20 protein-coding genes, 2 tRNA genes and 1 riboswitch are annotated in these 18742 nt (G+C 64.1%); of the genes, 6 read left to right on the top strand and 16 right to left on the bottom strand.

Features of this window, described 5'->3' with window-relative positions:
• Positions 1-43: 43 nt before the first annotated feature.
• Genes G566_RS0102770 through G566_RS15265 form a run of 3 tightly spaced genes read right to left on the bottom strand, consistent with a single transcriptional unit; the run spans position 44 to position 4543 of the window.
• A complete protein-coding gene (locus G566_RS0102770; RefSeq protein ID WP_022679158.1) occupies positions 44-3121 on the bottom strand; it encodes an efflux RND transporter permease subunit in 3078 nt (1025 codons plus the stop codon).
• 21 nt (positions 3122-3142) lie between these two features.
• Positions 3143-4342: an efflux RND transporter periplasmic adaptor subunit gene (locus tag G566_RS0102765; protein WP_029131174.1), complete on the bottom strand. Its 1200-nt coding sequence runs from the start codon at positions 4340-4342 to the stop codon at positions 3143-3145.
• Positions 4343-4375: 33 nt separating this feature from the next.
• Entirely contained in the window at positions 4376-4543 is a 168-nt protein-coding gene (locus G566_RS15265) for a hypothetical protein (protein ID WP_156874403.1), read from the bottom strand.
• Here G566_RS15265 and G566_RS0102760 point away from each other — a divergent pair.
• Positions 4542-5321 (top strand): SIMPL domain-containing protein, encoded by a 780-nt coding sequence (locus G566_RS0102760; protein ID WP_029131173.1) that lies wholly within the window; start codon positions 4542-4544, stop codon positions 5319-5321. The genes G566_RS15265 and G566_RS0102760 overlap by 2 nt on opposite strands.
• The gene (locus G566_RS0102755; protein ID WP_022679155.1) at positions 5318-6286 is read left to right on the top strand and encodes an MBL fold metallo-hydrolase; all 969 of its coding nucleotides are present in this window, start codon (positions 5318-5320) and stop codon (positions 6284-6286) included. Before G566_RS0102760 ends, G566_RS0102755 begins: the two co-directional genes overlap by 4 nt.
• Before the next feature lie 9 nt (positions 6287-6295).
• Here the strand turns inward: G566_RS0102755 and G566_RS0102750 are convergent, their stop codons facing one another.
• Entirely contained in the window at positions 6296-7072 is a 777-nt protein-coding gene (locus G566_RS0102750) for an SDR family NAD(P)-dependent oxidoreductase (RefSeq protein WP_022679154.1), read from the bottom strand.
• Positions 7073-7176: 104 nt separating this feature from the next.
• Here G566_RS0102750 and G566_RS0102745 point away from each other — a divergent pair, with 104 nt between their 5' ends.
• Positions 7177-8397, top strand: coding sequence for an MFS transporter (locus G566_RS0102745; protein ID WP_022679153.1), 1221 nt, complete (start codon positions 7177-7179; stop codon positions 8395-8397).
• Here G566_RS0102745 and G566_RS13300 read toward each other — a convergent pair.
• The 7 genes from G566_RS13300 to G566_RS0102705 form a co-directional block, all read right to left on the bottom strand.
• On the bottom strand, positions 8394-8681 hold the full coding sequence (locus G566_RS13300; protein ID WP_022679152.1) for an Ntn hydrolase family protein: 288 nt from the start codon (positions 8679-8681) through the stop codon (positions 8394-8396). The genes G566_RS0102745 and G566_RS13300 overlap by 4 nt on opposite strands.
• A 486-nt stretch (positions 8682-9167) precedes the next feature.
• The gene (locus G566_RS0102730; RefSeq protein WP_029131171.1) at positions 9168-9347 is read right to left on the bottom strand and encodes a hypothetical protein; all 180 of its coding nucleotides are present in this window, start codon (positions 9345-9347) and stop codon (positions 9168-9170) included.
• Between the two features lie 237 nt (positions 9348-9584).
• Complete coding sequence (thiC, locus tag G566_RS0102725) at positions 9585-11429, bottom strand: phosphomethylpyrimidine synthase ThiC (RefSeq protein WP_022679149.1); 1845 nt, start codon at positions 11427-11429, stop codon at positions 9585-9587.
• A 53-nt stretch (positions 11430-11482) separates the two neighbouring features.
• Positions 11483-11591, bottom strand: a riboswitch (TPP riboswitch).
• Positions 11592-11596: 5 nt separating this feature from the next.
• Positions 11597-12343: a sterol desaturase family protein gene (locus G566_RS0102720; protein ID WP_029131170.1), complete on the bottom strand. Its 747-nt coding sequence runs from the start codon at positions 12341-12343 to the stop codon at positions 11597-11599.
• Positions 12344-12409: 66 nt separating this feature from the next.
• Entirely contained in the window at positions 12410-12574 is a 165-nt protein-coding gene (locus G566_RS15570) for a Thivi_2564 family membrane protein (RefSeq protein ID WP_022679147.1), read from the bottom strand.
• 156 nt (positions 12575-12730) lie between these two features.
• Positions 12731-12806 (bottom strand) — tRNA-Ala (locus G566_RS0102710).
• A 72-nt stretch (positions 12807-12878) separates the two neighbouring features.
• Positions 12879-14069 carry a M20 metallopeptidase family protein gene (locus G566_RS0102705; protein WP_022679146.1) on the bottom strand — a complete coding sequence of 397 codons (1191 nt, stop codon included), beginning with the start codon at positions 14067-14069 and terminating at the stop codon, positions 12879-12881.
• A 52-nt stretch (positions 14070-14121) separates the two neighbouring features.
• On the opposite strand from G566_RS0102705, the gene G566_RS0102700 reads away from it, so the two are divergent.
• Together G566_RS0102700 and G566_RS0102695 are read left to right on the top strand one after the other, a co-directional pair.
• On the top strand, positions 14122-15321 hold the full coding sequence (locus G566_RS0102700) for a BaiN/RdsA family NAD(P)/FAD-dependent oxidoreductase (RefSeq protein ID WP_022679145.1): 1200 nt from the start codon (positions 14122-14124) through the stop codon (positions 15319-15321).
• A complete protein-coding gene (locus tag G566_RS0102695; protein ID WP_022679144.1) occupies positions 15321-15992 on the top strand; it encodes a nitroreductase in 672 nt (223 codons plus the stop codon). Before G566_RS0102700 ends, G566_RS0102695 begins: the two co-directional genes overlap by 1 nt.
• Positions 15993-15998: 6 nt before the next feature.
• On the opposite strand, the gene G566_RS14975 is transcribed toward G566_RS0102695, so the two are convergent.
• On the bottom strand, positions 15999-16163 hold the full coding sequence (locus tag G566_RS14975; RefSeq protein WP_243442401.1) for a DUF4019 domain-containing protein: 165 nt from the start codon (positions 16161-16163) through the stop codon (positions 15999-16001).
• A gap of 89 nt (positions 16164-16252) precedes the next feature.
• Positions 16253-17161 carry an acyl-CoA thioesterase gene (locus G566_RS0102685; protein WP_022679142.1) on the bottom strand — a complete coding sequence of 303 codons (909 nt, stop codon included), beginning with the start codon at positions 17159-17161 and terminating at the stop codon, positions 16253-16255.
• A 100-nt stretch (positions 17162-17261) separates the two neighbouring features.
• Between G566_RS0102685 and G566_RS0102680 the strand changes: the two genes are divergently transcribed.
• Positions 17262-17338 (top strand) — tRNA-Asp (locus G566_RS0102680).
• A 52-nt stretch (positions 17339-17390) separates the two neighbouring features.
• Here G566_RS0102680 and G566_RS0102675 read toward each other — a convergent pair.
• Genes G566_RS0102675 through G566_RS0102665 form a run of 3 tightly spaced genes read right to left on the bottom strand, consistent with a single transcriptional unit; the run spans position 17391 to position 18738 of the window.
• Entirely contained in the window at positions 17391-18188 is a 798-nt protein-coding gene (locus G566_RS0102675; protein ID WP_022679141.1) for a sterol desaturase family protein, read from the bottom strand.
• Complete coding sequence (locus G566_RS0102670; RefSeq protein ID WP_022679140.1) at positions 18188-18502, bottom strand: chorismate mutase; 315 nt, start codon at positions 18500-18502, stop codon at positions 18188-18190. The genes G566_RS0102675 and G566_RS0102670 overlap by 1 nt, the downstream gene beginning before the upstream one ends.
• On the bottom strand, positions 18499-18738 hold the full coding sequence (locus G566_RS0102665; protein ID WP_022679139.1) for a DUF2842 domain-containing protein: 240 nt from the start codon (positions 18736-18738) through the stop codon (positions 18499-18501). The genes G566_RS0102670 and G566_RS0102665 overlap by 4 nt, the downstream gene beginning before the upstream one ends.
• Between the last annotated feature and the right edge of the window lie 4 nt (positions 18739-18742).

The following is an 18742-nucleotide window of genomic DNA, read 5'->3' as shown; positions in this document are numbered from 1 at the left end:
CCGGTGAAAGGGCGATTCCGGCAGCAGGCTGTTCAGGGCGTGATCACTCCGCAGGCGTTGCGCCGGGAAGCTTAGCAGCCCCTTCGTTGTTGGTGAACCACCGCTTCATGCGCGGCGCCAGCCATTCTTCCACCGAAACGGCGATGGAGAAGCCGGCCGGCACGATGATCAGGGTGAGAGCGGTCGAAACAATCAGGCCGCCGATCACCACGATGCCCATCGGTGCGCGCCAGGAACCGTCACCACCCAGCGCCAGTGCCACCGGCATCATGCCCGCTACCATGGCGACCGTGGTCATCACGATCGGCTGCACGCGCTTGTGGCCGGCCTCAAGGATCGCTTCCAGCTTGGGAACGCCCTTTTCCATTTCTTCGATGGCCATGTCGACCAGAAGAATGGAGTTCTTGGCGACAATGCCGAGCAGCATCAGCAGGCCGATAAACACCGGCATGGAGATGGCATTGCCGGTGAGCCCAAGGGCGATCAGGCCACCCAGCGGCGCCAGCAACAGCGACATCATGTTGACGAACGGCGGCAACACCCGCTTGTACAGCAGCACCAGCACGGCAAACACCATCACCACACCTGCGATCACCGCCAGAATGAAGTTTGACACGAGTTCGCCCAACCACTTCTGCATGCCCAGCTGCACCTTTTCGACGCCAGGCGGCAGGTTCTTCAGGCTCGGCAGCAGGTTCACCTTGGTCTGCACATCGCCAGACAGCAGGCCTGGGGCAAGATCGGCACCCATCAGGATGCGGCGCTGCTGGTTGAAGCGGCGGATTTCAGTGGGGCCGGTGCCAAAGCTGATTTCGGCGACCACCTTCAGTGGCACGGTGCCGCCGCGCGCGGTGGGCACCGGCAGGTTTTCGATCGTGGAAAGATTGCGCCGCGAGGATTCGGCCAGCGCCACGCGGATCGGGATCTGGCGATCAGCCACGCTGAACTTGGCAACATTCTGATCGATATCACCTAGCGTGGCGATGCGGATGGTTTCCGACAGCGCAGCCGTGGTCACACCCAGTTCGGCGGCAAGATCAAGCCGCGGCTTGATGGTGATTTCCGGCCGTTGCAGGCCGCCATCGATCCGGGCTTGGCGCAGTTCTGGCATCGCGCGCATTTCTTCCACCACCTTGCGGGCGGTGCTGTCGAGCAGGATGGGATCATTGCCGGTGAGTGTGACACTGATCGGGCGGCCGCCGGGCGGGCCATCGCCCTGGGCTGAAAAGCCGATGCGGGCATCGGGAATGGCAGCCAGCTTGGGCGCCATTGCACGTTCCCAATCGATGCGGTGCATCGTCCGGCTTTTCTTCAGCGTGAGATAGATGTTGCCGCCGCCGACATCGACATCGGCAAAGGCCAGCGCCAGATCGGGCGAGCTTTCCAGCACGGCCACAGCCTTTTCAACGATGGCTTCGGTTTGTGGCAGCGTGACGCCAGGCGGGAGGGCGATGGTCACCTGGGAGTCATCATTGTCGACGTCGGGCTGGAAGGTCATCGGCAGGGTGGCAAACAGCACGATGGTCAGCCCCAGCGCGACGCCGCCAATGCCGAACACGGTCTTCATGCGGTTGGCCAGCGCCCAGTTCAGGATACCCATATAGACATCGACCCACTTGCCGGTGCCATGTTCGGCCTGGCCCTCGCTCTTCAGGAAGAAGGCGGCGAGCATCGGCGTGATGAGGCGGGCGACGGCAAGGCTGATCAGGACGGAGACCGCAACGGTTGCGCCGAAATTCTTGAAGAACTGGCCAGAAATGCCGGGCATCAGCGCCACCGGCAGGAACACCGCGACAATCGACATGGTGGTGGCAACCACGGCCAGGCCGATCTCGTCGGCTGCGTCCATGCTGGCCTGCCAGGCGGATTTGCCCATGCGCATGTGGCGCACGATGTTTTCGATTTCCACGATGGCATCATCGACCAGCACGCCCGCCACCAGGCTGAGCGCGAGAAGCGAAAGCTGGTTGAGGCTGAAGCCCAGCCAGACATCGAGGAACCAGAAGGTGGGAATGGCCGACAGCGGGATGGCCAGCGCCGAAATCACCGTGGCGCGCCAATCGCGCAGGAACAGCCACACCACCAGCACGGCGAGGATCGCGCCTTCGATCATCGCGTCGATGGCGCCGTGATACTGGTTCTTGGTATATTCCACCGAGGTGAAAATCAGCTTGAACGAAACCTTGGGATACTGCGTGCGCAGGGCATCGATTTCTTTGACCGCCGCATCATACACCGTGACGTCGGAGGAGCCTTTGGCCTTGGCCATCGAGAAGCTGAGCACCTGGCGGCCATTAAGCTTGGAAATGCTGCGCTGCTCTGCATAGCCGTCGCGAACATCGGCGATATCGGCAAGGCGGATGCTGCGCCCCTGGCCAAGATTGATCTGGGTTTCGCCGAGGCCCACGGCGTTGCGGGCATTGCCCATCACGCGAACCGATTGTTCGGCGCCGGCGATTTCGGCGCGGCCACCGGCGGCATTCAGGTTCACCTGACGCAGTTGGGCGTTCACCTGGCTTGCCGTGACGCCATAGGCCTGCATGCGATCGGGATCGAGGATCACCCGGATTTCGCGGCTGACCCCACCCGAACGGCGCACCTGAGCCATGCCGGGGATGCCCAGCAGGCGCTTGGCCACGGTGTTGTCGACGAACCAGCTGAGTTCTTCCAGGGTCATCGCCGTGGATTCAACCGCGAAATAGGCAATCGGCCCGCCGGCAATGTCGAGCCGGCTCACCTGCGGCTGCAGGATGCCCTGCGGCAGATCGGAACGGATATTGGCAATGGCGTCGCGCACATCGTTGACGGCGCGATCAATCGGCGTGCCGATGGCAAACTGCACCATGGTGCGGCTGCTGCCTTCGGAAACCGTGCTGTTCACTTCATCGACACCGGTGATGTTGCGCACCGCTGCTTCAACCCGCTGCGTGACCTGGTTTTCCAGCTCTTCCGGGGCAGCGCCCGGCTGCGCCACCATGATCATCGCGCCCGGGAATTCGATATCGGGCTGGTTGTTGATGTCCATCGCCCGGAACGAAAGGATGCCGGCCAGCATCAGCAGTGCGAACAGCACCAGCGGCGGTACCGGATTCTTGATCGACCAGGCGGAAATATTGCGCATTTTGGGCGTGTCCTGTCGAAATCAGCGCGTGGCGGGGGCGGCCAGCACCGGCTTGATCGTATCGCCCGGCTTCAGGAAGGCGCCCGCACTGGCCACCACCCGTTCCGCGCCGGTGAGGCCCGAAGCAACACCGACGCCGGCATCGCTGATCGCGCCCACTTCGATGCTGCGGCGCTCCACCTTGTTGTCTTTGCCCAGTACATAGACGAAATTGCCGTTCGCATCGGCCAGCACCGCGGATTGCGGCAGCAGCGGACGCGTGGTTTCGCCGCCTTCGATGCGGGCGCGGGCAAAGGCGCCAACCCGCAGGCCGGGCGTATATTCAAGTTGGATGCGCACGATGCCCTGGCGATTGGCCGGATCGATCACCGGGTCGATCAGCCACACTTTGCCCTTGAAGCCTTCGGTCGCGCCCACCGGGGTGACGACAGCAGACATGCCCACCTTCAGCCGGGCGAGATCCTGTTCGGCGACCTGCGCACGCATTTCCAGCGCATTGCCTTCCGCCAGCCGGAACAGCGCGCCGGTGCCGGGGCCGACCACCTGGCCGGTTTCGACATTGCGCGACAGGATCAGACCAGCAGCGGGCGCCCGCACGTCGAGCCGGTCAGCCCGTTCGCGGGCCGCACCCAACTGGGCGCGGGCCACGCCAACGCGGGCCTGTGCGCCATCGCGGGTGGCAAGGCGTTGATCGATGTCGGCACGGCTGATGAAGCCCTTGGCCACCAGGCTTTCGGCGCGGGCCAGATTGGCCTGCGCCAGCCGGGCTTCGGCTTCGGCCTGGCGAACGCTGGCAGAAAGCTGGGCGATTTCCTGGGTTTGCACCTGGCGATCGATCTGGGCCAACACCTGACCGGCGCCAACGCGCTGGCCGGGTTCCACCATCACGCGCACCACGCGACCACCTTCGCCCTGCACACCCACGGCGGCATCGCGCTTGGCGGCAATGCTGCCAGGCGCGGTGATCGCATCAGCCAGCATGGTGGTGCCGGGCACCAGCACGGTGACTTCCGGCAGGTTGCTGGCAGGCGCGGCGGGCGGGGCTGCGGCGGGGCCGAACGCCTGCCACGCAGCCGCCCCGGCCAGCGCGATCGCCAGCGCGATCAGGCCCGGCTTCAGCCAGCGGTTGCGCTTTGACGGCGCGTCGCCTTCGGCAGGTGGGAAGTTATACACCTCCGCCGCGGCTGGTGAAGGGACAGGCTGTTGGGCGTTCATTGACATAGTTCCTCTGCGAGGGTGTATTATCGAAATACATCACCGCACGCAAGAGCACTCCTTAAACGAAGTCGATGGCAGCAAAAAGGCAAATTTGAGCGCTACTCGACGGTATTTCGCCGCACGGATGCGGCGACGATTTGCAGGAGTGACGGCGGCCGCCAGTCGCGCCATCATGCCGGCATCGCGAACCAGGAGCTGATCCATGCGCTTTTCTGCCATTCTGCTGCTTTTGTTGGCTGCCGCTTCCCCCGTCGCTGCCCAGGATCGGATGCAAGTGCCGCCACCGGGTCTGCCGTCATTGCCCGCTGATGGACCCATGCGCTTCATGTTGCACCGTTCGGCCGCGATGCCGGCCATGCTCACCATTACCGCCAGTGCCGATGTGGCGCGGGCGCCCGACCAATTGCGGATGACGGCCGGCGTGCTCACCGCGGCGGCCACGGCGGCCGAGGCGATGGCGGCCAACGCGACCCGCATGAACGCTGTGCTTGCAGCCCTGAAAGCCGCTGGCGTCGCCGATCGCGACGTGCAGACCACCGGGCTCAGCCTCAATCCGCAATATCGGTACGAACCGAACCAGTCGCCGATCCTCACCGGCTATCAGGCCCGAAACAGCATCAGCCTGCGCACCATGAAGTTGGGCGATGCCGGCAAGCTGATCGACGTGGCGATCAAGGCCGGCGCCAACGAGGTGCAGGGGCCGGAGTTCACCCTGGCCAATTCGGACGCCGCGCTGGACGGAGCGCGCACCGCCGCGGTTGCCAAGGCCCGGGCAAGGGCGGAGCTTTATGCCAATGCTGCCGGCCTGAAGGTGAAGCGCATTGCCAGCATCAGCGAAGGCGCCGGCGCTCCGGAACCCGGCCCGCGGCCGATGATGCGCATGGCGATGGCCGAAGCCGGCGCGGCGCCTCCGGTGCAGCCGGGCGAATTGTCATTGTCTGCGCAGGTGACGATCAGCTTTGAGCTGGAAGGCCAGCCATGACGGCCTTCACCCGGGGCCTGCACGAAATCGGCGACGGCCTGTTCGCCTGGCTGCAGCCCGATGGCGGCTGGGGCTGGTCCAACGCCGGGCTGATCGTGGAAGGGCGGCCCGGTGACGGCGCAGCGGCGCTCGTGGACACATTGTTCGACACGCAGCTGACCGCCGAGATGCTGGCCGGCATGGAGCGCGCGACGGGCTTTGGCGCAGCGAGCATCGGCCAGGTGGTCAACACCCATGCCAATGGCGATCACACCCACGGCAATCATCTGCTGGAGAAAGCGGACATCATCGCGTCGGAAGCGTCGGCACGGGAGATGGAGGCGTTTTCACCGGCATTGCTGGCGCAGTTGAAGGCGGCAGGCGCGGCCGGGCAGATGGGAGTGGCCGGTCGCTATTTCGCCGAGGTGTTTGCGCCGTTCGATTTTGCCGGCGTGCAGGAGCGCGCGCCGACACGCACCTTCTGTAGCCAGACCCAATTGGACGTGGGCGGCCGCGCGGTTGACCTGATCGAGGTTGGCCCGGCGCACACTGCCGGCGATGTGCTGGTGCATGTGCCGCAAGCCAAGGCGGTGTTCACCGGCGACATCTTGTTCATCGAAGGCACGCCAATCATGTGGGCCGGGCCGGTATCGAACTGGATCGCCGCCTGCGAGCGCATCATCGCCATGGATGTGGACGTGATCGTGCCGGGCCACGGCCCCCTCACCGACAAGGCCGGGGTGCGCGAGGTGGCCGATTATCTGGCTTATATCGATCACGAAGCCCGCGCCCGCCACGCCGCCGGCCTGTCGGCGGAGGACGCCGCGCGCGACATCGGGCTGGGGCGTTATGCGACGTGGAAGGACGCTGAGCGCATCGCGGTCAACGTCGACACCTTGTATCGCGAATATAACAACGACCCGACTCCGCCCGATGCCATTTGGCTGTTCGGGCTGATGGGGCAGATCTATTACGACAGGCGCTAGGCGCCGCGTTCAGGCCGCCGTCACCCCGCCATCAATCACGAAATTCTGCCCCGTCGTGAAGGCCCCGGCCTTGCCGGCGAGGAACACGGCCATGCCGGCGATCTCATCGGGCACACCGATGCGCTTCAACGGCGCGGTGGCGGTGGAGCGCTTCAGGGTTTCGGCATCATCCCACAACGCCTTGGCAAAATCGGTCTTGATTAGGCCGGGCGCGATGCAATTCACGCGCACATTGTCGGGCCCATATTCACAGGCGAGGTTGCGGGCCAATTGCATGTCGGCCGCCTTCGAGATGCAATAGGCACCGATGATGGTGCTGCCGCGCAGTCCGCCGATGCTGCTGACGATGGTGATGGTGCCATCCTTGCGGGCACGCATCGCCGGGGCGACCATGCTGATCAGCCAGTGGTTCGAAACGATGTTGTTTTGCAGGATCTTGGTGAAGGCTTCATCAGAAATGCCGCCCTGCGGGCCATAATAGGGGTTGCTGGCGGCGTTGCAGACCAGGTGATCGATCTGGCCCCATTTGGCGACGGTGGCATCAACCAGCGCTTGCAGACTTTCCTTGGATGCAATGTTGGCCGGCACGCTGATGGCGGCTTCGCGGCCCACGGCGGCGTTGATCTCGTCCCGTGCGGCTTCGCAGGCATCGGCCTTGCGGCTGGAGATCACCACGTTGGCGCCATGTTCGGCCATGCGGTGGGCAATGGCCTTGCCGATCCCGCGGCTGGAACCGGTGATGAGGGCGGTCTGCCCGGTCAGATCAAAAAGCGCCGGAAGGGCCATGGCGAAGTCTCCCCAGTGGTTGTTTGACGCAATCTAGGCCGCTGCTGCACCATCTGTCCACGCGCCAAGAGTGACAGGGTGATGACAGCCTGCCATCAAACGCCATGACCGAATCACCCCCCGCACAGCTGAGTTCCAACGGCGTACGCGCCACCATCCTGTCGTGCCTGTTTTTTGCCGGCTTTGGCGCGTTGATCCCGCATCTGCCGACATGGCTGGATGCGGCGCAGGGCTTCACCGGCGTGCAGATCAGCCTGGTGCTCACGGTTGGTGGCTTGTCGCGCATTGTGGTCGGGCCGCTCACTGCCGCCTGGGCCGCAGGCCAAAGCGACAAGCGCGCGCCGCTGTTTCTGTTCGCCTTCCTGCTTAGCGCTGGTTTTGGTGCGCTCTGGTTCGTTGAAGGCTTCTGGCCGGTGTTTGCCATCATCCTGCTGATGGATGTCGGCTTCTGGGGCCTGCTGCCGGCCGTGGAGGCGGCCTTGATCCGGCTGACGAAATCGGGCCTGCCGCCCTACGGCTTCGCGCGTGGCCTGGCGTCGGCAGCGTTCATTGTCGGTTCGTCCAGCGTGGGCGCGCTGGTGACGGATTTCGGGCCATGGGCGATCTGGGCCTGGCTGTTGGGCGTGTCGATTGCGCTGATCGGTGCGGCATTCGTGATGCCGAAGGAGCCCGTGCGGGGCAATGAGGAAGGCGATTTCATTGGCCGCCTGAAGGAGGGCGTTGGCCTGCTGAAGAACCGCCGCTTTGCGCTGCTGATCTTTGCGGCTGGCATCTTGCAGGCCACCCACGGCTATTTCTATGGTTTCGGCGTGCTGATCTGGACCAAGGATCAGGCGATTTCGCAGACGGTGGCGGGCAATCTCTGGTCGGTAGGGGTGGCGGTGGAAGTGCTGTTCCTGATGTTCCTTGGCGGCTGGTCGAGCAAATTTGCTTCGGAAACCCTGATCCTGGTGGGCGCTGTCGCCTGCATCATCCGCTGGACGGCGATGGCCTTCCTGCCGCCGGAATGGGCGCTGTGGCCGCTGCAGGTGCTGCACGCCGGCACCTTTGCGGCGGTGTTCCTGGGCGCGATGCGGCTGGTCAACCAGATGATGGGCGATGAACAGACAGCCACGGCGCAGATGATCTACATGGCGCTGGCCTCGGCCCCAGCGCAGGCCTTTACCACCTTCGTTTCCGGTTATCTTTATGATGCGCTGGTGGCCGATGGCGATGCCGCGCTGGGCTATCTGGCGATGACCGGGGTGAGTGTCTTGGGGCTGGTGCTGGCGCTGATGTTGTGGGTGACGCGGGCGAAGCCGAACGCACAACTGGCGCCTGCCTAACTGCGCAATTCCTGTTCCGGCTGGCTGGCATATTGCGGCAGCGGAATGGCGGCGGCAGCAGCGCGCAGGGCGTTGCTCCAGCGGTTTTTGAGTTCGCTGTAATATTCATCATCCACCTCGATCGGGTGGATCAGCTCCAGATCGGAAACGCCGCTGCGGATGGTGGCGATATCGACGGGCAGGCCCACGGCCAGGTTTGATCGCATGGTGGCAGAGAAGCTGATCAGCGCGATCTTCAGGGCTTCCGCCATCGGTGTTTCATAGGTGAGCATGCGATCGAGCACCGGCTTGCCATATTTGGTCTCGCCAATCTGCAGGAATGGCGTGTCGGACTCGCCCCTGCACCCGTTTGTTTTTGGGCTGCCCCTGCAGTGTGCGCCTGCCATCCTGTTTTGAAAGAGCCAACAAGACCTCGCCACACGTGCGGGCCATTTCACTTTGTGCATTTTATTTGACAGTTTTGACGCATTTCGCCGGTTTCACCACGCCCATATCAACAATTGACCGGTGACGCCGGGCCGGGAAGGTCGCATAGTCAGCCGACGGCATGGGTCCGTTCAGGAGACAGACGATGGCCAAGGGTCAGGCAAAATCCAACAAGGAAGTCCGCAAGCCCAAGAAGGAAGCCCCCAAGAAGGTGATCCAGGCCAACCCTTCGACCAAGTGAATTTCCCCTTCACTGCTGATTGGTCTGTCGGTGGTTTCGGCGCGGTGATGAAACTGATCGGCGGCGCACCAGACTGAAAGCGCGCCGCCTTGCTGCCGTGCGGTTACCGCAGGCTGACAATGCCCAATTTGTCTTCCTTCGCCCGCGCCTTCACCGATTCCTCACTGCGGGTCAGCGCCTTGGCGATGGCCCGCAGCGGCATGCCCTTCTTCGCCAGCGTGTGCAGTTTCTGCACTTCATCGCTCGTCCACGCCTGCTTGTGCCGCTCGAACTTCTCGCCCACCGCGCACACTCCCCTGCCCAAATCACCACTGCGCTGAAAATGCCGAACGCACGGCCGCTATCGCTGCATCACCGCCGCCAGCGCGGGCGTCAACTTCGTTCTTCGCGGCAGGCAGGGGTGACCACTGCACCCGTTTGTTTTCGGGCAGCCCTTGGCCTCTAAAAAACCCTGTCATGCTGGCGCAGGCCAGCATTCACTGCAGGGCAGGGGGCACTCCTGCTGGCCGGAGGTCTCCTTTTACTCCGCCGCCGGGAGATAAATCTCCCCGCCCTTGGCCCTGAACTCGGCGCTCTTTTCCGCCATGCCGGCTTCCAGCATTTCGGCGCTGTTCTGTTTGGCGGCGTAGTCGCGCACGTCCTGCGTGATCTTCATCGAACAGAACTTCGGCCCGCACATGGAGCAGAAGTGCGCCACTTTGGCGCCTTCGGCCGGAAGCGTCTCGTCGTGATAGGCTAGGGCGGTTTCCGGGTCCAAACTCAGGTTGAACTGGTCGCGCCAGCGGAAATCGAAGCGGGCGCGGCTCAGCGCGTCGTCGCGCAGTTGGGCGGCCGGGTGGCCCTTGGCCAGGTCAGCTGCGTGGGCGGCGAGTTTGTAGGTAATGACGCCGACTTTCACGTCGTCCCGATCGGGCAGGCCGAGATGTTCCTTGGGCGTGACGTAGCAGAGCATCGCGCAGCCGAACCAGCCGATCATGGCGGCGCCGATGCCGCTGGTGATATGATCGTAACCGGGGGCGATGTCGGTGGTGAGCGGCCCCAGCGTGTAGAAGGGGGCTTCGCCGCATTCTTCCAACTGCTTTTCCATGTTCACCTTGATCTTGTGCATCGGCACGTGGCCGGGGCCTTCGATCATCACCTGGCAATCATGTTCCCAGGCGATCTGGGTGAGTTCGCCCAGGGTCTCGAGTTCGGCAAACTGGGCGCGATCGTTCGCGTCCGCAATGGAGCCGGGGCGCAGGCCGTCACCCAGCGAGAAGCTCACATCATAGGCTCGCATGATCTCGCAGATCTCGCGGAAGTGGGTGTAGAGGAAGTTTTCCTTGTGGTGCGACAGGCACCATTTCGCCATGATCGAGCCGCCGCGTGACACGATGCCGGTGACGCGCTTGGCCGTGAGCGGCACATAGGCCAGGCGCACGCCGGCGTGGATGGTGAAATAATCGACGCCCTGTTCGGCCTGTTCTATCAGCGTGTCGCGATAGACTTCCCAGGTGAGGTCTTCAGCGACGCCGTTCACCTTTTCCAACGCCTGATAGATCGGCACGGTGCCGATCGGCACGGGGCTGTTACGCAGGATCCATTCGCGGGTGTTGTGGATGTTGCGGCCCGTTGAAAGGTCCATGATGTTGTCGGCTCCCCAGCGGGCAGCCCAGACCATCTTTTCGACTTCTTCCGCCACCGAGGAGGCCACGGCTGAGTTGCCGATGTTGGCGTTGATCTTCACCAGGAAATTGCGGCCGATGATCATCGGTTCGGCTTCCGGGTGGTTGATATTGGCCGGGATGATGGCGCGGCCACGAGCGATTTCGCTGCGCACGAATTCCGGCGTGACATAATCGGGGATTTCGGCGCCAAAGCTTTCACCGTCGCGGATCAGGCCATCACGCTGGGCGCGGCCGATGTTTTCGCGGATGGCGACATATTCCATTTCCGGTGTGATGATGCCGCGGCGGGCGTAGGCGATCTGGGTGACGGCCTGGCCGGGTTTGGCGCGCAGCGGGTTCTTCACGACGTTGGGGAATTCGGCGACATCGGCCTTGCCGCCGGGGACGTTGGCGACGCCGTTATCCTCTGGCTTCACTTCGCGGCCGGGGTAGCGCTCCACATCGCCGCGGGCTTCCACCCACGCGGTGCGCAAGGGGGGCAGGCCGGCGGCAATATCGATGGTGGTGGTGGCATCGGTGTAGGGGCCAGACGCATCATAGATGCGCACCGGCGGCTCCTTGGCCGAGGGATCGAGCGCGACTTCGCGCATGGCGACGCGGATATCCGGATGGATGGTGCCGGCGACATGGATCTTGCGGCTGCCCGGCAGCGGCCCGGTGGTGACCGGCATTTCCAGCTTTGAATTGATATCGGCCATGGTCGTGCATCCTTCCAGAGGTTCGGAACGGATGGTGCGCGGATCAGGCCACTTTGGCTCTCACGCTCCCTCCCTCCGCCGGGGTCAACCGGATCAGGTTCAGCGGGTCGGGGCCATCAGCCCACCTCTCAGCCAGTCGCGCTGGCCCCCCGGGGAATGGGTCTGGATTAGGCCTGCTGGCTCCAGTTGGCAAGGCCGCGATCGGTGCCGCACAGCTTGTCCCAGAAGCGGAAATAGAGGCCGTAATTGCAGTTGTAGTGGCGGTGGTGGGCTTCGTGGTGGGAGGCGCTTATGAAATGGCGGCCGAACCAGCCGTTGATCCAGGATTGGGGGAACATTTCCCAGCCCATGTGGTTGGTGACGCCCATGATGGTGGCGATCAGCATCACCATGCCCAGCGCGCCGATGTGGATGGGGATGATGAACATCAGCGCCGGGATGAGGATGGCGCCGGAGATGGCTTCCCACGGGTGGAAGCTCATCGCGGCCCAGGCGGTGGGCGGCCGGCTGGCGTGGTGAACGGCGTGGGCGGCCTTGAACAGGCGGGGCAGGTGCATCCAGCGGTGCGTCCAGTAGAACCAGCCGTCGTGCAGGAAAAGATAGACGAGGATTGAGACGGGTACCCAGGCGGCCTGCAAGGGGCCATCCACGCTCACCATGATCTGCGTGAGGCCCCAGCCGCGCCAGGCTTCGATGGCGAGGCCGGCGGGGATGGCATAGATGACGGCGGAGATCAGCGACCAGCGGATTTCGGCGCTGATCTGGCGCTGGCGCTTGGCCGGATCGGCTGGCCCGGCCTGCACGCCACGTCGCTGTGTGAGCCACGCAAAGCCGCCCGAAACCGCAAGGTAACGGACGGCGATGATGGCGGCCATCGAGAGGACGGCAAGAACGAGGGTTGCAGCGGTGTTCACACCGGCGGGTTTAGCGCGCGGGCATCAACCCGCCAAGCGGCAGCACGTCGCGGGCGTTGGGGCGGATCAGAAGCTCACGATGCCGAAGATGCGCAGCAGCCAGACGATGACGGCGATGATCACGACGATGTTGATGATCGACTTGATGGTGCCGTCCATCGGGATCTTGTTGTTGACCAGCCAGAGCAGGACGCCAACGACGATGAGAACGATGATGGTCTGAACAAGCATGTGTTGCCTCGCGAATAGTGGATGAGAGACAGGATAGGGCTTTGTGCCGGAACTGCGCGTTGTGGCTTTTACGGGTGCACAGCCCGGCCATCGGCATGGGGGTATCTACGCGGGGGGCTGAACCGGGCTGCGGGATCGATCAGCGCGGGAAGGAAATGGTGGAGCAGAGGGGGATCGAACCCCTGACCTCAGCAGTGCGATTGCTGCGCTCTCCCATCTGAGCTACTGCCCCGCACCAAATCCTGATCCCGCGTTCGGGAGGGCCGCCGATATAGCGCGGCGGCGGCGCTTTGCAACGGAGAAATCAGTCGAACCCGTGCGCCAGATACTGCTCGGCAATCGCCGCATGCAGGGCAGCGCCGCGGGCCATGGCGCTTTCATCAAGGTGCATGTGGGTGGAGTGCAGCCCGCAGCAGGCGCGCCAATCCGCACCCTGTTCGGCAACGCCAAGGAAGAACATCGCGCCCGGCACTTTTTCCAGCACATAGGCGAAATCTTCGGCGCCCATGATGGGATTGGCCAGCGTAGCCCAGGCGTCGTCGCCATAGAGGCGTTTCGTCACCGCTTCGCCCAGCGCCACCGCGCGGCCGTCGCAGTTGGTGACCGGAAAGCCGGGGATGATTTCCACCGTGGCACTGGCGCCGTGGGCCGCGGCGATGCCCTGTGCGAGGCGCGGCAGGCCATCGTGGAGTTTCAGGCGCGTGGCCGCCGAGAGCGTGCGCATGGTACCGAACAGCAGCGCGGTGTCGGGGATCACATTGTCGGTGGTGCCGGCGCTGATCTGGCCGATGGTGATGACGGCGGGATCGAACACGCTGATCTGGCGGGTCACGAACGTCTGCAGCGCCAGCGCGATCTCGCAGGCGATGGGGACGGGATCGAGCGCGTCGTGCGGCATGGAGGCATGGCCGCCGCGGCCGGTGATGACGATGCGGAGCTTGTCGTTGCTGGCCAGAAGCGCGCCAGTGCGGCCACCCACAACGCCCCACGGCGCATTGGGCATGATGTGCAGCGCGAACGCCGCATCAGGGAGCGGATCGATCAGGCCATCATCCAGCATGTAGCGGGCGCCGTGATGGCCTTCCTCGCCGGGCTGGAACATGAACATCACGCTGCCGGCAAGGCTCTCGCGCCGTTCGCACAGCAGGCGCGCAGCACCGGCCAGCATGGCGACATGGGAATCGTGCCCACAGGCGTGCATGGCGCCAGGAATGGTGCTGGCGAAATCCAGGCCCGTTTCCTCTGGCATCGGCAGCGCATCGGTATCACCGCGCAGCAGCACGGTGCGGCCGTTGGCGGGGCCCTTTAGCGTGGCGATGATGCCGGTGGTGGATGGGCCAGTGCGGAATTCCAGCGGCAGGCCGGCGAGCGCGGCCATGATCTTTTCGGCCGTGCGCGGGTTGTGCAGGCCCAATTCCGGTTCGGCATGAATGGCGCGGCGCAGCGCGGTCATGCCGGGCAGGGCAGCTTTTGCGGGGTGTGTCCAGTCGATCATGCAGCAAGGCTAGCGCCTTCCCTTGGGCAGCGCCACACGCTAGGCGCAGGTGATGCAGCATGACGCAATCATCCTGGGCGCCGGCGGTGCCGGCCTGTTCTGTGCGCTAACCGCCGGGCAGATGGGCGCGCGGGTGCTGGTGATCGATCACAACCAGGAACCGGGCAAGAAGATCCTGATTTCCGGCGGCGGTCGCTGCAATTTCACCAATATTGGCGCAGTGCCGGATCGGTATCTGAGCGAGAACAAGCACTTCGCCCGTTCCGCTCTGTCGCGCTACACGCCAGCCGATTTCGTTGATCTGGTGCGCCGCTACAATATCGCCTTCCACGAAAAGACGCTGGGGCAATTGTTCTGCGATGGTTCGGCGAAACAGATTGTTGCCATGCTGATGGACGAATGCGCCGCTGGCCGTGTGGATTTCGCCTTTGGGGCCGCGATCAGCGATGTGAGCCATGCTGATGGCCGCTTCACCGTCACCACCAGTGCCGGCATTTACAGCGCGCCGAACCTGGTGATCGCCACCGGCGGGCCGGCGATTCCCAAGCTTGGCGCAACGGGTTTTGCCTACCAATTGGGCAAGCAGTTCGGGCTGAAGATCATTCCGCCGCGCCCGGCGCTGGTGCCGTTCACCCTGCCGCAGACAGAGAATCTGTTCCGTGAACTGGCCGGCGTGGCGGCCGAAGTGGTGGCGAAAGCGGGCAAGTCTGCCTTCCGCGAAGCCGCGCTGTTCACCCACAAGGGGCTTTCCGGCCCGGCAATGCTGCAGGTGTCCAGCTACTGGCGGCACGGCGAGGCGATCGCGGTCGATTTCCTGCCCGATGCGCCGGCGGACTGGCTGATCAGCGCCAAGCGCCTGCGGCCCAAGGCTGGGTTGAAATCGGTGTTGGGCAGTGCCTTGCCCGAACGCCTTGCGACCGCACTGGCGGACACGCTGGCCCAAGGGCTTGGGATTTCTGGCGACATGGCCAGCCAGAAGGATGCGGCGCTCACCGCCGCCATGCAGCGCCTCAAGGGTTGGGCCTTCCGCCCTGATGGCACCGAAGGCTTTGCCAAGGCCGAAGTGACCGCGGGCGGCATCGACACCGCCGGGCTTTCTTCCCGCAGCATGGCGGCCAATCACATTGAAGGGCTGTTCGCCATCGGCGAGGCCGTAGACGTTACCGGCTGGCTGGGGGGCTATAACTTCCAGTGGGCCTGGGCCAGCGGACACGCCGCCGGGACGGCAATCGCGGAGAGAGTGCATTCATGATGAGCTATGACGAAGTGGTGATGGGCCGCCGTTCCATTCGCGGTTTCAAGCCCGATCCGGTGCCGCTGGAGCTGATCAAGGAAATTCTCACCATGGCGATGCGCTCGCCATCGTCGATGAACACGCAGCCGTGGAACTTTACCGTGGTCACCGGTGAACCGCTCAATCTCATCCGCGCCGGCAACACCGAACGCAACATGGCCGGCATTCCGCACAGCCGCGAATTCCGCACCGGCACAGCGTTTGAAGGCGTCCACCGCGAACGCCAGATCGGCGTTGCCAAGCAATTGTTCAGCGCCATGGGCATCGCCCGCGACGACGCGCCGGCCCGCATGGACTGGGTGCTGCGCGGCTTCCGCCAGTTCGATGCGCCGGTGTGCGTGATCATCACCTATGACAAGACACTGTCGGGCAGCGACGACACGCCGTTCGATTGCGGCGCGGTTTCGACCGCGCTGGTCAACGCCGCCTGGTCGCGGGGCCTGGGCGCGGTGATCAACAGCCAGGGCATCATGCAATCGCCGGTCGTGCGCGAACATGCCGGCATTGCCGATGATCAGGTAATCATGAAGGCTATCGCCATCGGTTGGCCCGATGACAGCTTCCCCGCCAACGCCGTGGTGTCGGAACGCAAGAGCGTGGACGAGGCGGCGCGTTTCGTGGGGTTCTGACCCGCGTCAGTCGATCATGATCCCGGCCACCCGCCAGCCGTCGCCCTCGCGCGCCATGGACAGCGTCTCGATGGCCCCGGCCTTCCTGGCATAATCGGTGCGGAACTTAACGACCGTGTAGCCGTGGGGCGGTGCCGGCCTGGGAATAAGTGGCGATGCCGGAAGGATCATCATCGGCGGCGCCTGTCACCAGACCCGGCCCCAATGCCGAATGATAGGCCGGCTTCTTCAGCCGGTGGGTGAGGGGGGGCGCCGCTGGGTCATGGCCGATGGCGGATCAGCCCTTCCTGCATGAGGGTGGCGACAGGACGGCCATTAATATCGTGCACGATGGCCCGGTTGATGCCGCGACCGCCCCCAGCCATGGGTGAATCCTGATCGAACAGGTGCCAATCGTTCATGTCGGGCGTCTGATTGAACCAGATGGCGTGATCGAGGCTGGCCGATTGCAGCGCCGGATTGGCCCAGCTGATGCCGTGCGGGGCCAGGCAGGTATCGAGCAGGGTCATGTCGCTTGCATATGCGAACAGGCAACGTTGCAGCACCGGATCGGCGGCCTGTTCGGGCGTCAACGGCGCGGCCAGCCGCACCCAGTGCCGCTGTTGCGGCGGGCGTTTCTGCGGATTGAAGAAATCATCGTCGCTTTCCACCGCCCGTACGTCCAGCGGGCGGTCGCGGGTCAGCCAGATGGTGCGCCAGGGTTCGGGCGCGTGTGGTGCGTTGCGGCGGGCCCATTCCGAATCGCTTTCCAGTCCGTCGGGGTGCAGCACGTCGGATGGCGGGGTGATGGCGTGTTCCAGGCCGTCTTCCGGCACCTGGAAACTGGCGGCCATGTTGAAGATCGGCCGGCCTTTCTGGATGGCGACGATCCGCCTTGTGGTGAAGCTGGCACCATCGCGATCGCGCTCCACCTTGTAGACGATGGGCAGTTTCGGATCGCCGGGCCGGATGAAATAGCTGTGCAGGCTGTGGCACAGACGGCCTTGTTCCACAGTGCGGCTGGCGGCCATCAGCGCCTGCGCAACCACCTGTCCGCCATAAACTCTGATCCATCCCTCATCGGTGGATTGGCTGCGGAACAGATCGGTTTCGACCTCCTCCAGATTGAGCAGGCCGAGCAGACGGGTAACCGCGCGTTGTGGATCAGGAGTGGGGGCTTCGATGTCCATGCACTCTCCCTAGCCGATTTCCGCTTGTCCACAACATCCAAGCATAACTCTGCTTGACAGGGCGGCGCACCGTCCATATCAGCGCGGCTCCACAGCGCTTGCGGGTGTAGCTCAGTTGGTTAGAGCGTCGGCCTGTCACGCCGAAGGTCGCGGGTTCGAGCCCCGTCACTCGCGCCACTGTCCCCATCAGGACGTGGCCATCTAAGCCGCTGGTGCCGTGGAAATCCGATCAATTGCCCGATGATTTGAACGGTTGCAGCAGCAGCCGATCGAGCCATTGCGCACGTGGTGCGCGGAAATTGGGCAAGCCCATGGCCATGTTGCTGTGCCCGTCGCGGGGCTGGGCCGCCTGTGAGGCGAACAAGCGGTCCCACAACGACAGGTTGAAGCCGAAATTGCGGTTCATCTCATCGCCGTGGATGCTGTGATGCACCCGATGCAGATCGGGCGTCACCAGCAGCCAACGCAGCCGTTGCTCCAACGCGGGCGGCAGGCTGACATTGCCATGATTGAACATGGCGGTGGCATTCAGGATCACTTCGAACAGCAGCACCGCCAGCGGCGGCGCGCCCAATGCGGCCACCACGGCCAGCTTGATCAGCATCGAGACCATGATTTCCAGCGGGTGGAAGCGCAGCGCGGTCGTCGTGTCGAAGGCCGGATCGGCATGGTGCACCCGGTGTAGCCGCCACAGCCACGGCACGGTATGAAACAGGCGATGCTGCCAATAGATGGCCAGGTCGAGCAGGATGATCGCCAGCAGCACTGCCAGCCAGTGGGGCAGGGCGATGATGTTGAACAGACCTATGCCGCGCTGTTCCATCTCGCTGGCGAAGCCGACAGCCAGTATCGGGAACAGCAGTCGAACCAGCAGTGTATCGAGCCCGACCAGCGCCAGATTGTTGAGGCGGCGTGTCGTGTTGCCGGCTGTTGGCGCCCGTCTCGGCGCCAGTTGTTCCCATAGCAGCATGACCGCCAGCACGCCGGCAAAGGCGGCGAGGCGGATGATGGGTTCGTTCGCCAGCATCAGGCGACTTGGGTGCGCAGCTTATCCCAGCGGTCGAGTTCGTGGGCGATGGAGGCTTCCACCAGCGCCTCCCACAGATTTTCGGCCAGCCCCGACGGCAGGCCGGCAGCGGCGGCTGCGGCGCTGGCGTTGGCGATCACCTGGGCCTTGCGGGCTTCGTCCCGTACGTCGCTGCGGCTGGGCTTGATACGGGCGGCGGCGTTCATGTAGCCGAAACGGCGCGCGAGCAGTGCCACCAGTTCCTGATCAAGCGCATCAACCCCCGCGCGCACCTCCACCATTGTCTGGCAGGCTTCTGGCGGCAACACGGTCATTTCTGCCTCCAGCGGCCGGTGTTCATCCACAGGAACAAGGGCTTCAGCGGCGCCACCCAAGCGATGCCTGCCACCCCATAGGCCAGGGTTTCCATCCAGCGCGGCAGGCCAATGAGTTGATCGGCCAGCACCGAGACGATGAGGGCGTAGATCGCGATATAGGCGATCAATCCCAACATGCCGACAGGCTTGCGCCAGCTTGGTTCGGGCGGGATGCGATGGGGAGCGAGGTCCATGAGC

Origin of the sequence: Sandarakinorhabdus limnophila DSM 17366, assembly GCF_000420765.1 — a bacterium.
Classification (GTDB): domain Bacteria; phylum Pseudomonadota; class Alphaproteobacteria; order Sphingomonadales; family Sphingomonadaceae; genus Sandarakinorhabdus; species Sandarakinorhabdus limnophila.
This window is presented reverse-complemented; position numbering and strand designations above follow the sequence as displayed.

What these genes read in the sequence shown, in the direction of transcription:
- G566_RS0102685 (WP_022679142.1), bottom strand. Translation starts at nt 17,161, where the DNA reads ATGGACATCGAAGCCCCCACTCCTGATCCACAACGCGCGGTTACCCGT.
- G566_RS0102675 (WP_022679141.1), bottom strand. Translation starts at nt 18,188, where the DNA reads ATGCTGGCGAACGAACCCATCATCCGCCTCGCCGCCTTTGCCGGCGTG.
- G566_RS0102705 (WP_022679146.1), bottom strand. Translation starts at nt 14,069, where the DNA reads ATGATCGACTGGACACACCCCGCAAAAGCTGCCCTGCCCGGCATGACC.
- G566_RS0102755 (WP_022679155.1), top strand. Translation starts at nt 5,318, where the DNA reads ATGACGGCCTTCACCCGGGGCCTGCACGAAATCGGCGACGGCCTGTTC.
- G566_RS0102750 (WP_022679154.1), bottom strand. Translation starts at nt 7,072, where the DNA reads ATGGCCCTTCCGGCGCTTTTTGATCTGACCGGGCAGACCGCCCTCATC.
- G566_RS15265 (WP_156874403.1), bottom strand. Translation starts at nt 4,543, where the DNA reads ATGGATCAGCTCCTGGTTCGCGATGCCGGCATGATGGCGCGACTGGCG.
- thiC (WP_022679149.1), bottom strand. Translation starts at nt 11,429, where the DNA reads ATGGCCGATATCAATTCAAAGCTGGAAATGCCGGTCACCACCGGGCCG.
- G566_RS0102760 (WP_029131173.1), top strand. Translation starts at nt 4,542, where the DNA reads ATGCGCTTTTCTGCCATTCTGCTGCTTTTGTTGGCTGCCGCTTCCCCC.
- G566_RS0102765 (WP_029131174.1), bottom strand. Translation starts at nt 4,342, where the DNA reads ATGTCAATGAACGCCCAACAGCCTGTCCCTTCACCAGCCGCGGCGGAG.
- G566_RS0102700 (WP_022679145.1), top strand. Translation starts at nt 14,122, where the DNA reads ATGCAGCATGACGCAATCATCCTGGGCGCCGGCGGTGCCGGCCTGTTC.
- G566_RS0102670 (WP_022679140.1), bottom strand. Translation starts at nt 18,502, where the DNA reads ATGACCGTGTTGCCGCCAGAAGCCTGCCAGACAATGGTGGAGGTGCGC.
- G566_RS0102770 (WP_022679158.1), bottom strand. Translation starts at nt 3,121, where the DNA reads ATGCGCAATATTTCCGCCTGGTCGATCAAGAATCCGGTACCGCCGCTG.
- G566_RS15570 (WP_022679147.1), bottom strand. Translation starts at nt 12,574, where the DNA reads ATGCTTGTTCAGACCATCATCGTTCTCATCGTCGTTGGCGTCCTGCTC.
- G566_RS14975 (WP_243442401.1), bottom strand. Translation starts at nt 16,163, where the DNA reads ATGATCCTTCCGGCATCGCCACTTATTCCCAGGCCGGCACCGCCCCAC.
- G566_RS0102695 (WP_022679144.1), top strand. Translation starts at nt 15,321, where the DNA reads ATGAGCTATGACGAAGTGGTGATGGGCCGCCGTTCCATTCGCGGTTTC.
- G566_RS0102745 (WP_022679153.1), top strand. Translation starts at nt 7,177, where the DNA reads ATGACCGAATCACCCCCCGCACAGCTGAGTTCCAACGGCGTACGCGCC.
- G566_RS0102665 (WP_022679139.1), bottom strand. Translation starts at nt 18,738, where the DNA reads ATGGACCTCGCTCCCCATCGCATCCCGCCCGAACCAAGCTGGCGCAAG.